The sequence below is a fragment of the Acidobacteriota bacterium genome (assembly GCA_022562055.1).
Classification (GTDB): domain Bacteria; phylum Actinomycetota; class Acidimicrobiia; order Spongiisociales; family UBA5794; genus BMS3BBIN02.
In genome coordinates this window covers 12,983-32,214 of sequence record JADFQA010000035.1, presented here as the reverse complement: position 1 = coordinate 32,214, position 19,232 = coordinate 12,983, and the positions used below count along the sequence as shown (strand labels likewise).

The window sequence follows — 19,232 nt, the reverse complement described above, 5'->3', positions numbered from 1 at the left end:
ACCCTCACCAACCCGCCAGGGCACGATCTAGTCTCAGGAATCCAAGTTCCAGGAGTCTGAAGTGCTCACCGGCGGGCGGCTCGGCAACCAGCCTGGCACACCAGGCCGGTCAACACCCATTAGGAGTAGGCAAAGGCCCCGGGACGCCCCGGGGCCTCTACTTGTGCGGAGCAAGTCGGCGTTACTTGCTAACCGTCTTCTTGCTTGTCGTCTTGTTGGCTGACGCCTTTGCGGCTGGGGTCTTTTTTGCTGTCTTGTTGGCAGCCTTCTTGGCCGCTGGCCGGGAAGCTGTCTTTTTGGCGGTGGCCTTTGATGTAGACCGGGCAGTTGACGTTTTCGTGGCTGGCCTTGTTGCCTTCGCCTTGGTTGCAGGCTTTCTAGTTGCTGTCTTGGTCGCCGCTGGTTTTGCGGTCTTAGCCCGTGTGGTCTTGACCTTGACTGGTCCATCTGGGTTAAAGGTTTCACGCCAACTGGTGAGCGCTGATTCGAGCTGCTCGCGCAGTTTGCCAACCGTATCCTGGATCTGGTCCACGGACACGAACTCTTGGATGTCGTCAGCCATGTCGGATGAGCGAAGTTCGGATGCGAACTTCTCGCCTTCCTCCGCAAGAGTTTCGAACTGCGACTTTGCAGCGCCCGTGAGCTTATTGCCTGCCTCCATCATCTTGTCGCTGTACTCGCTGAGCAGGCGTACGGCGACGACGGGGGCACCGATTGCGGCGTAGAACGCCTTTGTGGCCATTGCCCTTTTGTCATCAAGGGAGATCATGTTGATTCCTCCTGGTAGTTGTTTTCTTGGACAAAACTTTTGTAAATCCTCATGAGCGCCTGTTTCTGTCCCTCGTTGAGACTTCGGTCCGCGTCTATCGCGTCGACCACGATTGGTCGATCCACTCCCTCAAGAAGACCTGCGCGTTCGTACATTGACTCGGCGCTGATGGACAGCGCCCCCGCCAGCGACTTGAGAATCTTCGCTGACGGCTTTCGAATTCCGCGTTCGATCTGGCTGAGGTATGGGTTTGAGATCCCAGCGACGTCTGCAAGTTTGCGAAGCGACATAGCGCTGCGCTCTCGCTGCTCGCGAATGAACTTGCCGAGGTCGGGAACTGGACGTTTCATGTTGCACGCAGAATATAGCAAAGTGCTAACTTTTGCAAGCAGAGAGTTTTCCGCGTCGTTCCCTAAAACACACTGGTTCTTGCGGCGAGCATCTCGTTGAGTGCTTCCTGAACCCGGACACGAACCTGGTCGGCGCGTTCGAGGACGGTGAGCGGGTCAGGGTCGACTCCGGGATCGTTCGGTTCAAGCGGTTCAAGAAATCTGATCCGCCAACGCACCGGTAGCGGTATCGGATTGAGGAATATGGCCAGCCTGTCCAGTCGCTGTTCGGGAAAGATGAGCTGAACAGCCTTTGCGAGCAGCGATGACGAAGTCACCGCGGGATGGACCTCGTCGCTCCCGACGATCGCGACCGGGACGATCGGTACTCCGATCCGTTCTGCGACCGTTACAAATCCGCCGCGCCCAAACCGGCGCAATTGGTAAGCCTCCGACACGGGCTTCTGGAATGCGTGCGCACCCTCCGGGAACACACCGACAAGCCTCCCATTCGAGAGGAGATGCTCTGTGTCGGCTCGCGATGCGAAAGCCGCGCCGGCCTTTCGGTAGAGATGCGAGACCGTTGGCAACATGTTGAAAATCTCTGTTCCGATCACGCGCACCCGACGTGGAAGAGGGGCATCGTTCGCAACCGCGAGCGACAACATTGCAGCGTCATACGGCAGCGCGGCACCGCCATGGTTGGCGGCGAGCATCGCTCCTCCCGACATGGGAACGTTTTCAATGCCTTCGACCTCGACGCGGAAGTAGTCAAAGTACAACCAGTTCACGATATGCTGCACGGCTTCAACGATGATCGGATCAAGTCCGATCGCGTCGGTCTCGTAGTCAGCAATCATGAGATGACGCAGCAGCGTCGGCCAGGTGTCGAACCCGAGATGCCCGGTGACTGGGATGGCGAGATCAAATATGTCGGCACCGCCGTGGAGCACACAAACCTCCCGTCCGGTGGCGACCGGCAGACCGCAAGGGCCGAAGTGCGTTCGTTTCTCGCGGCATTGTTTGCTCTGATCGACAAACGCGGCCATCCGTGAAGCTGTCGCGGCGCGGCGCGCCCGTGCCACCTTGCGGTCATCGGACGTACGGTTCGCTAGTGCCGACTTGCGTCCACTAGGGGCAGTTGCCGGTTCAGTGTCAGCAAGGGCTGCAACGAGTTCGGCCTTGGTCATTCTTGACCGACCGCGGACATTTCTGTCCTTCGCCACTACAAGAAGCTCAGCTTTTGTCTTGCTCACGTTGCGGTCCGAACAGCAATAGAGGCGATCGCGTCTTCGATCGTGTGGTTCGGTTCAAACCCAAGGACGTCGCGCATTGCAGTGGTGTCCATCACAAGTCCGTAGGTGAGGTAGGCAATGAGATGTGACGGCAGTGGTGTACCGGCGCGTTTGAGGACCTGTCGGAGTATCCGTTCGGGGAACGGTTGGGCGTGGCGCTTCGTGCTTCTGGCGATACGGCCGAGATAGCGGACCCCGGATGACGCGATGTTGAAGGTGCCGGCCTTGGGGTTGCGGACGCAGTGCAATAGCGCGTCGACGGCGTCCTCTTCGTGTAGCAGCTGGACGCGAGGGTCGTATCCGAGCCTTGTTGGTAACACAGGCAGGGAGAAGTAGCGGCTCAGGGGGTTGTCCACGCCCGGTCCGACGATTTTGGCGAAGCGCAACATCATCAGCGAAATGTTGTTCCGGCCATCTAGCGCTTCTGTTGCGTACCGTTCGGCAGACGCAAGGTCGCGTCCGTAAGAGCTCCTTCGGGCGCGAGGCGTTGTTGACTCGAGAAATACGGAAGGGTTTCGGGGGCCGGCGCCATAGACCGCAACGTCTGACTTGACGACAACCGTTACCTCGTGGCCCATGCGCGAAATGGCGCCGAACACACCCTGCGCGCCGATAACGGTCGCCTCTCGAGCCCGGTCTGACCCGAGGGTCCTGGCACGGTCGATGGCCTGGAGATGAATGATCACATCAGGGCGGTAGTCGATGAGCCGATACGCCGACGCCGCGTCGTCCAGGAGCGCCGGAAAAATATCGGTGTGCTCGTCAGTGATCACCGCCGGGTCATCGACCAGGAGAAGCTCTGTTGCTTCGTCTCTCAGTCGGGTCGCGAGCTGTCGCCCGATCCACGATGTGGCACCACTGACGACAATTCGACTCATGGTCAGCCAGCCTACTGGCGTAGCGATGCAGACCAGCGGTCCGGTCAGCATGACACCCACTACTATTGCCGCACTTGGAAAACGAGGCGATGTGACAACGGACAACAGACGGGGTGATGGTTCAATAATCATTGTGATGGGGAGAGACGCGACGGAGGAAGATACGCGTCGGATTATTGAACGTCTCCAAGCGGTCGGTGCCGAGGCCCATGTGTCTGCTGGAAGCGATCGCACTGTCATTGGCGCGTTGGGCGACGGGGACGCGTTAAACAACCTTCCTTGGGAGGCCATGGGTGGGGTCGAGAGTGCGGTGCCGGTCCTAAAACCGTTCAAGTTTGTGAGCCGCGACTTCCAACGTGAAGACACGATTGTGTATGTAGGTGACGTGCCGGTGGGTGGGGACCACTTTGCAATGATCGCCGGTCCCTGCGCCGTCGAGACGCACGACCAGTTGTTCGCATCCGCTGAGGCCGTCCATAAGGCCGGTGCTCGGATTCTGCGTGGCGATGCTTTTAAGCCGCGCACTTCCCCATACAGCTTTCAGGGTCTCGGCGAGAAAGGCCTTGAGATGCTCGCGGAGGCACGCGATGAGTTCGGCATGCCGTTCGTTGCCGAGGTTGTCGACCCGCGCGACGTCAGCCTGGTTGCCTCGTACGCCGACTTGATTCGTGTAGGCACGCGCAATATGGCGAACTACACGCTGCTCGCTGAGTTGGGCAAGCAGTCAAAACCCGTGTTGCTCAAACGGGGTTTCACCGCGACCATCGAAGAGTGGCTCAACGCTGCTGAATACATCTACAAAGAGGGCAACCACAACATCATCTTGTGCGAACGGGGCATCAGAACATTCGAAACTGCGACGCGTAACACACTCGACATTTCTGCTGTGCCGGTTGTCGGCCTTCTTTCGCACCTTCCCATCATCGTCGACCCTTCGCATTCCGGCGGCCAGCGAGAACTCGTTGCGCCGTTGACCCGCGTTGCGGTTGCGGCGCGGGCGCACGGCGCAATGATCGACGTTCATCCGCATCCTGAAACTGCCCTTGTTGACGGGGCGCAAGCCCTGCTCCCTGACGAGTTCGCCGCACTTATGGATGACGTCCGAGCACTTGCGGACGTCATGGGCTTGAAGTTGTAGCCAATGGCGTCGCATGTCGGAATCGTCGGCACCGGCTTGATCGGCGCATCCATCGGGCTTGCCCTCGGGCAGGTCGGCTGGAAGAGAACTGGCTGGGACCCAGACGCCGATGCGCTTGCAACTGCCCGGATCTGCGGAGCCATCGATGACGTCGCTACCAGTCCGCAGAGTGTCGCCGACGCAAACCCATCGATCCTTGTTCTTGCTGCCCCTCCGCACGCGATCCAGGAACTCGTACGCGACCTCACCACCGACGTGCTCGTAATGGATGTCGCTTCGGTAAAGGCTCCGATACTCGCCGCCTCGACGCTTGCCCGATTTGTCGGATCTCACCCAATGGCCGGCCGTGAGGTTTCGGGACCGGACGCCGCGACACCCGCGCTGTTTCGTGGCGCGGCCTGGGTCGTCACAACAGACGGTGCGTCGTCGGATGACCTTGCTGAGGTTGGTGCCTTGGTCGAAGCGGTTGGAGCGCGCGTCGTGTCGATGACTGCCGCCGATCACGACAGGGCAGTGGGGACCGTGTCTCACTTACCTCACGTGATCGCCTCCGCACTGATGGACATGGTCGCGGGCGACGAGCTGTCGCTCGGCCTTGCAGCCGGTTCCTTCCGCGATCTGACACGAGTTGCCGGATCTTCACCTGAGTTCTGGAAGGAAGTTCTTGCAGCTAACTCGGATGTCTTGGTGCAGACGGTCAGTGCATTTCGAGACCGGCTCGACGAGTTGCTCGACATCATTGTGACGGGGGATGTTGATGCGATCTCGGATCGGTTGTCACAGGCCCAGCAATCGCGGCGGAAGCTTGGTGCTCCGGTCGCCGCGATTAGGGTCGCCCTGGCTGATCGTCCCGGCGAGCTAGCTCGGGTCGGTCAGGCGTTCCAGAGATCTTCCGCCGACATACGTGATATCCAGATGCGCCACGCCCCATACGGCGGCGGTGGCATCTTGACGGTGTCGGTGAACGTCGACGACGCCGCAGTTATGACCGAGGCGTTGGTGGCTGAGGGTCTGTACCTGGTCGACTAGAACGATCCCTGGGATTCGGCCCGCTGCTTCTGCTCGACTATGGGTCCTTCGGATTCGCACGATACAGCGTTGTTTCTTGTGACTCTGTATGTTGGAGACTGAGAAGAGGATTGGAGGACACGGTGACGACGACCCGCCCCACTTTCACCGTGGGGGTCGAAGAGGAGTACCTCATTGTCGACCTGGAGACGCGCAACTTGGTACGGGACCTGCCGGAGGGGTTGCTGGTTGCGTGCGAGGAGATCCTCGGCGGTCAAGTGAGACCAGAGTTTCTGAGATCACAGATCGAAGTCGGGACGAGGGTGTGCACATCGATCTCCGAGGTCCGTCGAGATCTGGCAAGACTTCGCTCGGCCATAGTTGAGGTCTCATCCGAGTACGGGCTTGCTCCTATCGCCGCCTCAACACACCCCTTCGCCATTTGGGGCGAGCAGATGCACACTGACCAGGAGCGCTACAACGTGCTCGCCAAGGCGTTGGGTGGGGTGATCCGCCGGCTACTGATATGCGGGATGCACGTCCATGTCGGCATCGAGGATAAGAATCTACGCATCGATTTGATGAACCAGGTGCTCTACTTCTTGCCGCATCTTCTCGCAATGTCTACCTCTTCACCATTCTGGCAAGGGAACGATACCGGTTTGAAGAGCTACCGAACTTCGGTGTTTCGTGCGGTGCCGCGCACCGGTATTCCGGACGAATTTGGGTCGTGGGCTGACTACGAACGTCATGTCGATGTGCTGGTCGACGCCGGAGTGATCGAGGATGCCACCAAACTTTGGTGGGATCTCCGACCTTCCGCCCGGTATCCAACAATCGAAATGCGAGCAACCGATGTCTGTACAACGATCGATGACGCAATGGCGGTCGCCGCGATGTACCAGTCGCTCCTGTTCATGCTCTATGAGCTGCGTGTTCACAACCAACGCTGGCGTTTGTACTCGCGAATGCTGCTGAGCGAGAACACCTGGCGAGCGCAACGGTACGGAGTTCAGGAGTCACTGATCGATTTCGGCCGCAGCTCCCTAGTGCCCTACGACCAGCTGATGGAAGAGATGATCGAACTTGTTATGCCCGGAGCTGAGGAGCTTGGCTGCGTCGACGAAATACTCCACGTTCGGACCCTCATCCAGCGTGGAACGAGCGCTGACAGGCAACTGACAATTTTCGAAGACGCCACAAGCAGCGGCGCCAGCGACGAAGAGGCCCTTGTCAGTGTCGTCGACTGGCTCATCAAGGAAACCGCAAACGTCAAATAGGAGAGGTCCAAGGACTCTTGCGCTACTCCAGCCCGTATCCGGGCTGTGAGAGCGCAAGAGTCCTTGGAGTGGTCGGTGCTGGCGGGCTGGGCTGTATGATTTTGCGATGAAGACGATCCGGATCGCCGGTGCTCAGATCAACCCGACCGTTGGCGACTTTGTCGCAAACGAGCGCCGCATTCTTGATGTAATGCAGAGGGCGGAGAGCCTTGATGCGGACATCTTGGCCCTCCCCGAGCTTGTTATCACCGGGTACCCGCCCGAGGACCTCGTCCTCAAGGAATCATTCGTCAATGAGAACCTTGCGGTCCTCAACCGTCTTGCTGCGTTCGCTGGGGAGACGCTGACGGTTGTCGGTTTTGTTGATCGAGTCGACGGGATAGCCGGTGATGACAGTCAGCCGCGTTGTCTTGCGAACGCCGCAGCGTTACTGCACCGTGGACGCATCATCGGCGTGTACCACAAGCTCTTGTTGCCCAACTATGGGGTGTTCGACGAGGCTCGCTACTTCGAAACCGGATCGCAGCCCGCCATGGTGTGGACCATCGCCGGCGTGACGGTCGGAGTGTCGATATGTGAAGACATTTGGTCCGCCGATGGTCCTCCGGCAATGCAAGCGGCGGCCGGAGCGGACGTCCTTGTGAACATCAACGGGTCACCGTTTCATCGTGGAAAACGAGACGATCGTCGCGAATTGCTTGCTCGTCAGGCCGCCGCCAGCTCCACACCCATCGTGTACCTCAACATGGTCGGTGGGCAAGACGAACTTGTGTTTGATGGTGACTCGATGGTGTTCAATTCTCGCGGCGAGATCGTCGCGAGGAGCCCCCAGTTTGTTGAGCATTTCTTCTGCTTGGACCTCGAAATCGAGACAACCGACATCGTTCCGATCGCCCCCGTCTTTGTGACGGACGAGAGCCGCGGTGGGAGGGGCTTGGAAAAAGTGGAGATTTGGCCGGAGTTAGACGAGGCCGCCGAGATATACAAAGCGTTGGTCGCCGGACTTCACGACTACGTAATCAAAAGTGGGTTCTCATCCGTGATCATCGGTTTGTCCGGCGGCATCGACTCTGCGCTTACGGCTGCGATCGCCGTGGATGCGCTTGGGCCGGACGCAGTGTGGGGGGTCGCTATGCCGACCCGCTATTCATCGCCCGGATCTGTAAGCGACTCCGTCGATCTAGCGTCCCGTCTCGGATGTCGCTGCGACGTGATACCCATCGACGATACTTTCGAGTCCTTCCTCACCACGCTGGGTGCGACGTTTGCAGACACCTCCGAAAACGTTGCGGAGGAGAACTTGCAAGCGCGTATCCGTGGGGCGACGTTGATGGCCATCTCAAACAAGTTTGGCGGACTCGTTATCCCCACTGGTAACAAGTCTGAGATGGCGGTCGGATACGCCACTCTGTACGGGGACATGGCAGGGGGCTACGCTGTCCTTAAGGACGTGCTCAAGACCACTGTGTATGAGCTTGCCAAATGGCGGAACATGCAAGGAGAGGTGATTCCTCTGGCGACCATCGACAAGGCACCCTCGGCCGAGCTACGACCCGACCAACAAGATTCCGACTCACTGCCTGAGTATGCAGTTCTTGACCAGATCATCGTCGAGTACGTCGAACGAGACGCCTCGGTCGATTCGATCGTCGCCCTAGGGATAGACCTCTCAACTGTATTGAAAATCACAACCTTGATCGATCAGAGCGAGTACAAACGTAGGCAGTCCGCGCCCGGTGTCAGAATCACCGAGAAAGCGTTCGGTCGCGATCGGCGACTTCCGATCATCAACCGGTTTAGGGGGTAGGCACTTGGCAGCGCCGCTAGGAGACGTCCTGATCAATGGTGAACCCGTCGCACCGGACCGAGCGGCGGTGTCGGTGTTCGATGTCGGCTTCCAGCGTGGGTACGGTTGTTTCGAGGCGATGAGGTCATACCAGGGCAGCGTTTTTCGGGGCGAGCAACACGTGGAGCGGTTGTTGGCGAGTGCAGAGTCGTTGCAGCTTCCTGTTGTAGACGGCGCAACGTTGATCGATTGGATTGGCGATCGTGCCCGTCAAGCAGGCGACGCAGTTATCCGAGTGTTTGTTACTGGAGGCACAGATTTCGGTTCGCTCGGCACCAACGCCAAAACGATTGTGTTTGCGGAGGAACTTCCGACCATTCCGGCTTCGACGAGTTTGCGGCCCACTCCGGCACCGTGGCATTCCGACGGGACCGAGTCGGAACTTACCGGGGCGAAGACTATGTCGTACGGTCCCAACATGGCGGCCCGCCAACACGCAAGAGCTTTAGGGTTTGGTGACGCGCTGCTCGTTGGGCGACTCGGTCATGTGCTTGAGGGTCCGACATACTCCGTTGGATGGTTCACCGACGGCGCGTTCGAGACGCCCGCACTTAGGCATGGCATTCTCGCTTCGATCACTCGCGCGGCGACAGTTGAGGTCGCCGCCCATCTGGGGATCTCCGTTGTAGAAGGCACATTCAATGAAGATCGCTTGCGAGCCGCGGACGAAGTCTTCGTCATGTCGACCATCCGAGAGATCCTTCCCGTGGTGCGCATTGCGGACACCACCTACGCCTACGGTCCGCTGACAAAACAGCTCCAGATTGGTTTCCGAGACCTGGTCGCCGCCGAGCTTGGACCGGTCGAGTAGCAGTGCATTTCGAACGGCTACTCAACAACATCGACGACATGTACGAGGCGGTCGTCACCGACCCGTCGCGGTGGAGTCCCGAGGCCATCCACGCGTGGGCGGGTGACCTGTTTGTTGATGAGGCACCTGACAAAATGACTGCACGCAGCCTGCGGCGAGTAGTCCGAGCGGCCATCAAGCTCCGAACTTTCTGGCTCGATCCCTCGAACTCTCACGTAGATGACGCGCAAGACTGGCGATCGCGTGTCGATATAGCTCTAGGAGGGCCCGCGTGGCGCCCGGCCCTGGAGCTCGCTGAACACGGACTCCTGAGCACACCCTCTGACGAGATGTTCGATCAGGTACAGCGAAGATTTCGGACGGTGCATAACCAATCGTGGCTTGAGGGAGTCACATATGAAGAATGGATAGGATCACGCTCGGTCGAACCGGTCGACAATCCCGAGGGCCTGTAAACCTGAGGAAAGGTAGAGTGCAAGTATGACGAAGTTTCGTTCCCTGGCCGCCATGCTTCTAGCGCTCGCCACCTTCGCCGCTTGTTCGAGCAGCGACGAGGTCGTCGTTGAGACCACCGTAGGTCTCACGTTGACCACTCTGGCACCGACGCAGGTGCGACCAAGCGGCGACGCGGCAACGACCACGACTACCACGACTACCACGACACTTGCAGTGCCCGGCGAGATCCAGTTCGCGATTGTGGAGCGCGTTGCGGGCACAGGGGGCGACATTGTGGTTGTCCTGCTCGATTCGGACAGCTACACGTCTTTGACGGACATCGACCTCGTCGGCGTGACTCGCGACATCATTGAAGCGTTCCCGCCGATTGCCCAGGCGCATATTGTCGACTCCCAGGCCGCCGCTGACGCGGTGCTCCTAGAGGACAAAACGGCTGCGCAAAAGAGCGAACTTGCCGACCACTATTTCCTCGCGTTGGACGACGGCATCAAGGTGACCTTTCTCGGTCCGTTTGCGTCCTTCGGAACCGACATCCTCGGCAGTTAGCGGGGCCGTTCGCCGATCCCATCTCGAAACGCAAACCGGAGAAAATTTCTCGATTGCTCTAAAGAAAACGAGCAACGTTTGCCGATGCATTTCTTACAGAATGAATGTGCATAGTCTCCTCTTAATCGGGTTTGATTCAACGAACCGTTCGGCGTTATTCGATCACCTTTCGGATTTGGACTGGGATGTTTCAGTGGTGGAAACGTCTGGTGAGTCTGCGGTGGATGTCGCTGCCAAACACGACGCCGATTTCGCCGTCCTGCCGCTCAGTGTCGCGGAACTGTTTGGTCCCGGACTTGTTCAGGTAGAGATCCCGTTTCTCGTATGCCTTCCGCTCGGCTCGACGCAAAACGTTACTGGCGCGATCGCGGCCGGCGCTGCTGGTGTCACCACAGAACGACCCAAAGATGTCGAGATCGCGATCGCGGCGATCGAACGGACAGGGGCTTATCTCGATCCGCTTCTCGCCGGCAACATGTTCGGCGAAATTGCTCGGCTTTATCGGCGCGAAATCGCCCGCGCCGAAGAGGTCGACGAACTCGTCGAGCAACTAAACGACGTCGCGGCAACCGACTATCTGACCGGTCTGCACTCCCGGGGATACTTTTTTGAGCGGTTGACCACTGAGCTCGACCGTGCGTTGCGTCACGGCCGTCCGGTCTCGGTCCTCATTATTGATATCGATGGACTCGAGAGCATCAACGGTCTTCGGGGGCGAGACGCCGGCGATCGCGTCATTCGTGACATCGGCCTGGTCGTTGGGGACGTCGTACGATCGATGGACGTTGCATGCCGCACTGGCGGCGACGAATTTGCGATCATCCTGCCTGAGACTGCCGCGGATGGAGCGCTTCTTGTTGCGGAAAGAGTTCGCGAATCTGTGAAGGGTCTCGTCGTGGGTGGTGTTGGTGCGGTGGCCGTAAGTGTCGGTATCGCGAGTGCGCCGACACACGCGTCAACGACGGACGGACTCGTTGACGCGGCCGATCGGGCGCTTTACACCGCTCGGTCAACCCTGGGCGGAAGCAGCCGCGTGGTCGATGCCGTGTTGTCCGGCATCGAAACAGCGTCTCGCCGTACTCGGGCGGGAATCGTCGGTGCCCTCGTTCGGGTCATCCGACTTCGAGACCCTGATTTGGCTGTGCGCGCCGAGCGGACCGAGGCAATTGCGGTCGCTATCGGGTCACGTCTGGGTCTGTCGGTCAGTCAACTGCGGCATCTCAGCGTCGCGGCCTTGCTGGCGGACGTCGGCAAGATCGGGTTGCCGGACGATATTCTGCACAAGACTTCGCCGTTGTCAGCAGACGATTGGGAACTCGTCCATGACTTTCCCAAGCGCGGGTTTGAGCTACTCGGGGGCTTCGTTCATCCAGACGTCTCCGAGGCGGTTCTGTCAACACATGAGCGTTGGGACGGTGACGGATACCCCCGTGGACTCAAAGGACAGACCATTCCACAGCTTTCCCGAATCCTTCATGTTTCGGACGCGTACACCGCAATGACGACCGATCGGCCGTATCGAGACAGCCTTTCGCCGGCGGCGGCTGCTGCGGAACTGCGGCGCTGCGCAGGAGACCAATTTGACCCGACGGTTGTGGCCGCGGCTGTTGAAGAGTTGACGCTCGGCGAGGCTGGCGCAGCATCGTTGGCGGGGTAGCGTCATAGCAGTGCTGATGCGATCGCAAGGAAGCCACCCATCCCGACGATGTCGGTAACCATCGTGAGGAAAATGTTTGACGCCATTGCAGGGTCTAGGCCCATCTTTCGGAGCGCCAGGGGTATTCCCGCGCCCGTGATTCCCGCTGCGAGGAACGCCGCGACGATAGCGATGAAGAAAATCGTTGCAGTGCGCGAGTCGAACAGCACGGCAGTGCCGCCCGCGATAATCAGCGCGATCATGACGCCGTTCAGAGCGACAATCGCGAACTCGCGGCGTATTGCCCGGAGCGCCCTACCTGGTGGTAGTTCGCCCGCAGACATTCCGCGAATAACCACCGCGAGGCTTTGCGCCCCGGCGTTTCCAGCGAGGAGTGCGATGATCGGCATGTAGGCCGCGAGGCGCGCATTGTCGGCGATCACCGACTCATAACGAATGATGACGCTGGCGATGACGATCCCGATCGCGAGATTCACAACTATCCATGGGAACCGCCTCCGTATGGACACCGCGACTGGCGTGAACACCGTTTCTTGTGTTCCAGCACCGACCATGGCAGCTATATCTTCCGTCGCCTCGGCCTGGACGGCCTCCAGCGCTTCATCAACTTTCACCATACCCACGAGTATGTGGTGCGAATCAACTACAGGAATGGCTAAGAGTCGATACCTCTGCACCAGTTCGGACACGACTTCACGGTCGGTCGTCGTCGTTACTGAGATCGGGTTCTCGACCATGACATCGTCCAACCCCCGGCCGGGGCGCGCAAAGAACAATTCGCGAAATGACACGACCCCCCGAAGGCGTCCGTCGTTGTCAACGACGTAGACATACGTGAGGTTGCTTCCGAGTTCCTCGTGGAAACGTCGGAGCGATTCGATCGCCTCGCCCGTTGTCATTCCGATCGGAAGCGATGCAACGTCGGTCGTCATCAGCCCACCTGCCGAGTCGGGGGCATGGCGAAGTAGGTTCGAGATCGCAACACTGTGTTGGTCGTCTAATTCGGCGAGAATTGTCGCTTGCTCCGATGCCCGGAAACGTCCGACTACGTCGGCGGCTTGGTCAGACTCCATTGCGGAGATCAGCGCTGCAATGTCAGTGGTCGAGAGTTCTGCAAGTAGATTCGCGGACGCCTCGGGGTGCATTTCGTCGAGCACGTCGCCAGCCACATCCGCGTCCAAACGCTGCAACAGATCGAGGGCCGAGGTTTCGGTCAAGACCTCAAGGATATCGGCAGCGTTGTGTGGATTTTCCGCGGCGAGCGAGGTCCACTCGCCAGCGTGTTGCTCGAAAAATTCCTGTGCCTCGGACGGTTTCCGGCGCGCCAAATCTCGAAGCCCGTCGGCGATGATCCGGGGTCGAAGAAACCTGAAGCGCATATCCGCAGGTTATCGCAAAGAATGCCGCCGGCTGATGCACCGCGGCTCGCTGGGAAAACGCCTCCAAAAAAAAACAGGCCCCCCAGGGGGGACGAGGGAGCCTGTTTGCACGGACGAGCCGTGCTGCTGTTTACTATAGACCATCCCGGAGCGGCGTCCAGTTGATTCTTCTACATCGCTGGATCAAGCCGCTTCTTCTCGATAGCGCGGCATCCACGGACACGTTGCGTACATGTCTTCACGGTGCCGCCACTCCACTAGGCTGCAATTTCGGCCAAAGAACGCGGCGACGGTTGTCAAAGGGGCGGCACTGTCGGCAAAAGGAGGTGACATTGTGAAACCACGGCTGACCAGCTTCTCGCACGGTGCGGGCTGAGGTTGCAAGCTCAGTTCCGATGAGCTGGCGCAAGTCTTGCGCCCCTTACACAATCGAGCACACCACGAGGACCCCAACGTTCTCGTCGGTTTTGGCACGTCTGACGATGCGGGCGTCTACCGCCTCGGAGACGACATCGCCATCGTCCAAACAGTGGATTTCTTTACACCGATTGTCGATGATCCGTTTGATTGGGGTCGTATCGGCGCGGCGAACGCGCTTTCAGATCTCTATGCAATGGGCGCAACGCCGATCACTGCGCTACAAGTCGCCGGCTGGCCTCGCGACACGTTGCCGCTGGATATGTTGAGCGACGTGTTCGCCGGCGGAACGACCATCCTCGAAGAGGCAAACTGCGCTCTCCTCGGCGGTCACACGATCGTGGATGACGAGCCGAAGTACGGTCTCTCGGTGACCGGCACGGTGCACCCTGACGAAATCGTGACGAACGCCGGGGCGGAGCCGGGTGACGTCCTGTTTCTTACTAAGCCGCTCGGCAGCGGTGTCATTTCGACCGGCATCAAGAGAGGGGTAGTCGGTGATGCACAGGTCCGTGTTGTTGTCGACTCGATGGCGACACTCAATGCCGGCGCAGCGAATGCGATGCGCCGGGTCGGGGTGCACGCAGCGACAGACGTGACCGGTTTTGGATTGCTCGGCCATCTTGGGGAGATGGTTCGGGCTTCGCAGGTTTCGGCGACCTTGACGTGGGACGACGTCCCATTTTTCGATGGAGTACATGATTTGATTCAAGACGGCGTCGTACCTGGAGGGACGGAGAGAAATCTCACCGCTGCGTCGCGGTTTACGAACTTTGGCGGCCATGATCGCACACGACAGATCGCGCTCGCCGATGCACAGACCTCTGGTGGGCTGTTGATTGCGGTCATGCCTCAGATGAAGAAGGCGCTGGCGCAGGCGCTGCTTGAGGAGGGAGTTTCGGCGGCGGTAATCGGCACGGTGCAGAAACGGACTTTCTCCGACGGACCGTCCGGCACAATTACGGTGCTGTAACACCCGTTCTGGCGTCCAATAGTGCAGCAGGATCCTGCACTATTGGACGCCAGAACGGAGGGGTGGTCGGCGTGGGGTAGCCTTGGGTGTATGAGGTTTCGAACGGTTGTTAGGTATGGCATTCTCGGATGGGTCGGTTGGAGACTCTTCGGGCCTTCACCGTCACCACCGGGGTCTGGGCACCAGACCCGCCCGATCCGCATGCCGGGTCGTACGGTGTTCGTAGGAGACGATGAGATGTTCGTCCGCGAGGTTGGCGCTGAGTCTGCGCCCCCCCTTGTGCTGATCCACGGCTGGAGTCTCGACGGCGAACTCACCTTTCATCGCATAGTCCCAGAACTTGCAAAGGATTTCCGCGTCATCATCCCGGACCTTCGCAACCACGGCCGATCGCGTTGGGTTCGCACGGGTACCGAAGTCGACGACATCGCGGACGACATTGCCGGTCTGTTGGCCGCTCTCGGCATTGAACGAGCTCCTGTGTTCGGCTACTCGCTCGGTGGCATGGTTTTACAAGCGCTTGTCCACCGACACCCGTCGCTGGTGTCGTATGCGATCCTTGGTGCGACCGCAGCTCGGCCAATCGGTGAGCAGCGCGTGTTGACCCGCGTGGCGTTCTGGGCCGGGAGGGCAATAACGCGAGTCTCCATCCACGAACTCGCATCGGGTACGACACGTTTTCTTGTGAAATCAGGAGGCATAGACGCGTCTCACGCACGGTGGATGTACGAGGGTCTTATGCGCAAAGACGCATCCCTCTACTACGAGATCGGCAACGCCGTCTGGCGCTTCGACGGCAGGCCTTGGCTCAGACATTGGAACACGCCGGTTACCCAGATCATCCCTACCCAGGACATCGTGGTGGATCCGGCCGCCCAATACGAACTTGCGGGTCTACTTTCCAACGTCGATGTCAACGTCATTGAAATTGTCGGTGAGGGTCACGAGTCGATCTTGACGTTGCCCGAGGTTTACGTCAGTGCGATCCGAGAGTCCCTTGCGGTCAATTGATCAGACCCGGTCAATTGATCAGACGCGTCGGCGTGCGATTGGGACCTGCGATTTGTCGTCCGTCGCAGACTATTCGCAAGGCGTGACCAGATTCGCGATCAGCGGACCAAAATGGTCAGGCCGTTCCACGACGAGGTTGTGTCCGGCGTTTTGGACGACAACGTGGCAGCGACTTGGGCCACCCGACCTCGCCTCCTCGCACCAGCGACTGGCGATTGACGAATACGCGGCGTCGCGTGCGCCGGTGACGCACACCACCGGCATGGGAAGGTCGTGTGCCTGGTCTCCCAGCCAACCGTGTTGCCCCTGACCCATCCCTTCTAGGGCGTCCGCGAGACCGGCGGTGGTGTTTTTGAGCCTCACCGAACGATCCCATGACCTTGTTGCATTGTCGAGGCCGCAGGGTGCTGCGACAGGGTGTGACAGCCAACGTTTGACGAAAGCGTCGATCGTGCTGTTACGAATCGACGATGCCAGCGCCCTGTCCGCGGCGGCACGATCGGCGCGTTCAACCGGGTTCTTGATTCCGAACGATACCGAAACGAGGATCAGCAGCGGAACGAGGTCGGGATGATCAATGGCCAATCGCAGCCCGATACGTCCTCCTTGCGAGTAGCCGACAACCGGCATCGGCCCGTGTTCGGTGAGATACGCTGCGAGAGCTAGCACGGCGGTGGTGATGGTCGGCCTCACCGTTGTTGATCCGTGACCGGGGAGGTCTGGGGCGTGGATGTCGAGATCGGTCCTTGCGCCCAACGGTTCAAACATTTCGCCCGTGAGCGTAAATCCGTGTAGCGCCATTACCGCTGTTCCTGTCGGGCCGTAGCGGCGGACGTTGAGATGCCCATCCCCGGGCGTATCGGATGGTGCCACTAGTTTGTGCCGAGATGTGACGACCGGGACACGTCGTCGGCGATGTAGCGGTAGATCATCACCGCTATCACGGCCAACGTGACCAAGGCGATAAGTCGTTTCATGACGACCTCCTCAACCAAGCAGTGTACGACCACGGCGTTCTATTGGTGCCCCTCGGGGAGGCCCTCAGTCGCGAGCGGCCCTTTCGATGGTCTGCGCCAGACAGTATCCTGTTGCCGATGAACTCCCGTCGGACACTTTCCTTGCTTGCTTGGTCGATGCTCTCTGCTGTTGTCGTGGTCGTATCTTCGGGGGCGGTCGTACGAGCCACCAACTCGGGCGCAGGGTGCGGTGAGTCGTGGCCTCGCTGCGACCAGCAACTCTTCCCGATTCCAGACTCGGTCGAGCAGCTCATCGAGTTCACACACCGCCTGCTGACGACCGGACTCGTATTGGGGGGTGTTGCGCTGATCGTGGTGGCACGCCGCATACTTGGACGCCAAGACCCGGTGACGCGTGCTGCGATCGTCGCGTTTGCTTTTCTGATCTTTGAGTCAATGTTGGGTGCATCGCTCGTGTTGTTTGGGTGGGTCGATCAGGATGCATCCATTGGGAGGCTGATCGTTGTGCCGCTCCACCTCTTCAACACTTTTGCTTTGATTGCTGCGTATGCGCTCACGGCTTGGCGCGCCGCGGGTCGGTCAGATTTTTCGATCGCTGAGGCTGGGCACAGGGGCCGGACGCTGATGTTTGGTTTGGTGACGCTCCTTGTCATCGCGGGTCTTGGTGCGCTGAACGCGCTCGCGGATACGTTGTTCCCTGCGGACTCTCTTGAGTCGGCATTTCGGGAGGAGTTTCAGACCGCTGCACCGTTCCTCCTCCAGGTCCGAGTGTTGCACCCGTTGGTTGCGATTGCCGGTGGTCTCGGGATCGTGTGGATCGTTCGTTATCTGAGCATCGGTATGAGCGATTCCGCAAGAAAACGCGGTCGTACAATTGTCTGGCTCGTTGTCGCCCAGTTTGGTGTTGGGTTGATCAACATTGCCCTTCTTACGCCACTTGAGTTGCAGGTGATCCATCTGCTGCTTGCCGATCTCCTTTGGATTGCGTATCTGTTCTATGTATTCGAAGCGACCGTTCCCCGGGTTGTGGAAAAGCCAGTTGAGGTGTCGGTATGAGCGACGTAGAAGTCGTCATCACCACCGATCCCCGCCAGAAGCCGACGACATTTCGCGGTCGGGTCGGCACGTACTTTGTACTGACAAAACCACGGATCATCGAGCTGCTCTTGGTCACCACCGTCCCGGCCATGTTCGTGGCAGCGAGCGGATGGCCCGGAACGGCTCTCGTCCTGTCGACGCTCATTGGGGGAGCTCTCTCTGCCGCCGGCGCCAACACCATCAACCAGGTTATTGACATCGATATCGACAGGCTGATGAAACGTACCGTCGGGCGTCCACTTCCCGCTGGAAAGATCACCGCGCGTGCCGCGCTGATATTTGGTATCGCGCTCGGTGTGCTCGGGTTCGGCGTCCTGGCGTGGTCGTCCAACTTGCTCGCCGCTTGGTTGTCAACAGCGGGTCTGCTCTTCTACGTATTTGTGTATTCGATGGTCCTGAAACGGTCAACTGTGCAGAACATTGTGATCGGGGGTGCGGCCGGCGCCGTACCAGCGCTCGTTGGTTGGGCTGCGGTTACCGACGGACTCGCTGTCGCGCCGTGGGTGATGTTCGCGATCGTCTTTTTCTGGACACCGCCACATTTCTGGGCGCTCGCGATTCGGTACAAGGACGACTATTCGGCGGCCGCGGTTCCAATGCTGCCATCAGTCGTAGGTGCTGAAAGGGCAATGGGTCATATCGCCGCGTACTCCGTTGTGATGGTCGGAGCTGCCCTCTCGTTGTGGGTGACCGGTGCAGTCGGCTGGATCTATCTGGTCGCTAGTACGGCCGCGGGAATGTGGATGCTGGGACTGCTGCGCCGGCTCCAACGCGACGCGAACTCGGCGATGTCGTTTTTCAGCGCGTCGAATGTCTACCTCTCAGTGGTGTTTCTTGCAATGATTATCGACACGTTGATTTTGACGTAGCTGTCGCTCACATCTGCTCCGTAGACGTTGCGGCCGACGATTTCTGCTGATCGGCCGCCATTCCAGGACGCCCGCCAGCGTTGAGCAGAAGGTGTAGCGCAAGATCGGTCAAGACAGCAAAGAATATGGCGCCACCCCAAATCTCCGGGCGGCGCCCATGTGAGGATATTGCCTGTCGGACGGCGGCGGGCGAACGTTATCCGATTGAGCCATAGGGCCATTGAGATAAAGCCCGAATAGAAGAGCCCGTTCCACGGCGTCAAAAACGTTTCCAGATCGGCGTCCGTGCTGTGGAAATACGCATCCACCATGAGCCCGAAAATCATCCATGTCGCGAGACCAATCGTGATGAGATCTTCGCGCATCGTGGTCGGGGCGACCACGCCCGGCTCTCGTGCCGCATGAGTTTCCATCTTCGTCTTCCTACTGACGACCCTGGGACTGGCAGGCCACTTGGTGGCCGAGATGACGTCGCAGGATGTAAGGATCGTGCAG

19 protein-coding genes are annotated in these 19,232 nt (G+C 59.3%); 12 read left to right on the top strand and 7 right to left on the bottom strand.

What is annotated here, in order from left to right; genetic code table 11:
- Positions 1-181: 181 nt before the first annotated feature.
- The 4 genes from IIC71_12100 to IIC71_12085 form a co-directional block, all read right to left on the bottom strand.
- The gene (locus tag IIC71_12100) at positions 182-769 is read right to left on the bottom strand and encodes a hypothetical protein (GenBank protein ID MCH7669923.1); all 588 of its coding nucleotides are present in this window, start codon (positions 767-769) and stop codon (positions 182-184) included.
- Positions 766-1,119, bottom strand: a complete 354-nt coding sequence (locus tag IIC71_12095) for a helix-turn-helix transcriptional regulator (GenBank protein ID MCH7669922.1) — start codon at positions 1,117-1,119, stop codon at positions 766-768. The genes IIC71_12100 and IIC71_12095 overlap by 4 nt, the downstream gene beginning before the upstream one ends.
- Positions 1,120-1,181: 62 nt before the next feature.
- Positions 1,182-2,354 carry a 1-acyl-sn-glycerol-3-phosphate acyltransferase gene (locus IIC71_12090; GenBank protein MCH7669921.1) on the bottom strand — a complete coding sequence of 391 codons (1,173 nt, stop codon included), beginning with the start codon at positions 2,352-2,354 and terminating at the stop codon, positions 1,182-1,184.
- A complete protein-coding gene (locus tag IIC71_12085) occupies positions 2,351-3,271 on the bottom strand; it encodes an NAD-dependent epimerase/dehydratase family protein (protein ID MCH7669920.1) in 921 nt (306 codons plus the stop codon). Before IIC71_12085 ends, IIC71_12090 begins: the two co-directional genes overlap by 4 nt.
- Positions 3,272-3,395: 124 nt before the next feature.
- On the opposite strand from IIC71_12085, the gene aroF reads away from it, so the two are divergent.
- The 8 genes from aroF to IIC71_12045 all read left to right on the top strand — a co-directional run bounded on the left by aroF (position 3,396) and on the right by IIC71_12045 (position 12,013).
- The gene (gene aroF, locus IIC71_12080; GenBank protein ID MCH7669919.1) at positions 3,396-4,409 is read left to right on the top strand and encodes a 3-deoxy-7-phosphoheptulonate synthase; all 1,014 of its coding nucleotides are present in this window, start codon (positions 3,396-3,398) and stop codon (positions 4,407-4,409) included.
- A gap of 3 nt (positions 4,410-4,412) precedes the next feature.
- On the top strand, positions 4,413-5,438 hold the full coding sequence (locus IIC71_12075; protein MCH7669918.1) for a prephenate dehydrogenase/arogenate dehydrogenase family protein: 1,026 nt from the start codon (positions 4,413-4,415) through the stop codon (positions 5,436-5,438).
- Positions 5,439-5,560: 122 nt separating this feature from the next.
- Positions 5,561-6,697, top strand: coding sequence for a carboxylate-amine ligase (locus IIC71_12070; protein MCH7669917.1), 1,137 nt, complete (start codon positions 5,561-5,563; stop codon positions 6,695-6,697).
- 106 nt (positions 6,698-6,803) lie between these two features.
- Entirely contained in the window at positions 6,804-8,504 is a 1,701-nt protein-coding gene (locus IIC71_12065; GenBank protein ID MCH7669916.1) for an NAD+ synthase, read from the top strand.
- 4 nt (positions 8,505-8,508) lie between these two features.
- Positions 8,509-9,354, top strand: coding sequence for an aminotransferase class IV (locus IIC71_12060; protein MCH7669915.1), 846 nt, complete (start codon positions 8,509-8,511; stop codon positions 9,352-9,354).
- A 2-nt stretch (positions 9,355-9,356) separates the two neighbouring features.
- A complete protein-coding gene (locus tag IIC71_12055; GenBank protein ID MCH7669914.1) occupies positions 9,357-9,809 on the top strand; it encodes a hypothetical protein in 453 nt (150 codons plus the stop codon).
- Between the two features lie 25 nt (positions 9,810-9,834).
- The gene (locus IIC71_12050; protein ID MCH7669913.1) at positions 9,835-10,356 is read left to right on the top strand and encodes a hypothetical protein; all 522 of its coding nucleotides are present in this window, start codon (positions 9,835-9,837) and stop codon (positions 10,354-10,356) included.
- 106 nt (positions 10,357-10,462) lie between these two features.
- Complete coding sequence (locus tag IIC71_12045; GenBank protein MCH7669912.1) at positions 10,463-12,013, top strand: diguanylate cyclase; 1,551 nt, start codon at positions 10,463-10,465, stop codon at positions 12,011-12,013.
- A gap of 2 nt (positions 12,014-12,015) precedes the next feature.
- On the opposite strand, the gene mgtE is transcribed toward IIC71_12045, so the two are convergent.
- A complete protein-coding gene (gene mgtE / locus IIC71_12040) occupies positions 12,016-13,392 on the bottom strand; it encodes a magnesium transporter (GenBank protein ID MCH7669911.1) in 1,377 nt (458 codons plus the stop codon).
- A 232-nt stretch (positions 13,393-13,624) separates the two neighbouring features.
- On the opposite strand from mgtE, the gene selD reads away from it, so the two are divergent.
- Positions 13,625-14,782: a selenide, water dikinase SelD gene (selD, locus tag IIC71_12035; GenBank protein ID MCH7669910.1), complete on the top strand. Its 1,158-nt coding sequence runs from the start codon at positions 13,625-13,627 to the stop codon at positions 14,780-14,782.
- Positions 14,783-14,872: 90 nt separating this feature from the next.
- Positions 14,873-15,793, top strand: a complete 921-nt coding sequence (locus IIC71_12030) for an alpha/beta fold hydrolase (GenBank protein MCH7669909.1) — start codon at positions 14,873-14,875, stop codon at positions 15,791-15,793.
- Positions 15,794-15,862: 69 nt separating this feature from the next.
- Here IIC71_12030 and IIC71_12025 read toward each other — a convergent pair whose 3' ends face one another.
- Entirely contained in the window at positions 15,863-16,666 is an 804-nt protein-coding gene (locus tag IIC71_12025) for an alpha/beta fold hydrolase (GenBank protein MCH7669908.1), read from the bottom strand.
- Between the two features lie 221 nt (positions 16,667-16,887).
- Here IIC71_12025 and IIC71_12020 point away from each other — a divergent pair, with 221 nt between their 5' ends.
- On the top strand, positions 16,888-17,826 hold the full coding sequence (locus tag IIC71_12020; protein MCH7669907.1) for a COX15/CtaA family protein: 939 nt from the start codon (positions 16,888-16,890) through the stop codon (positions 17,824-17,826).
- A complete protein-coding gene (locus IIC71_12015; GenBank protein MCH7669906.1) occupies positions 17,823-18,737 on the top strand; it encodes a protoheme IX farnesyltransferase in 915 nt (304 codons plus the stop codon). The genes IIC71_12020 and IIC71_12015 overlap by 4 nt, the downstream gene beginning before the upstream one ends.
- Here IIC71_12015 and IIC71_12010 read toward each other — a convergent pair.
- Positions 18,683-19,150, bottom strand: coding sequence for a hypothetical protein (locus tag IIC71_12010; protein ID MCH7669905.1), 468 nt, complete (start codon positions 19,148-19,150; stop codon positions 18,683-18,685). The two genes, IIC71_12015 and IIC71_12010, sit on opposite strands and share 55 nt — an antisense overlap.
- Positions 19,151-19,232: the final 82 nt, after the last annotated feature.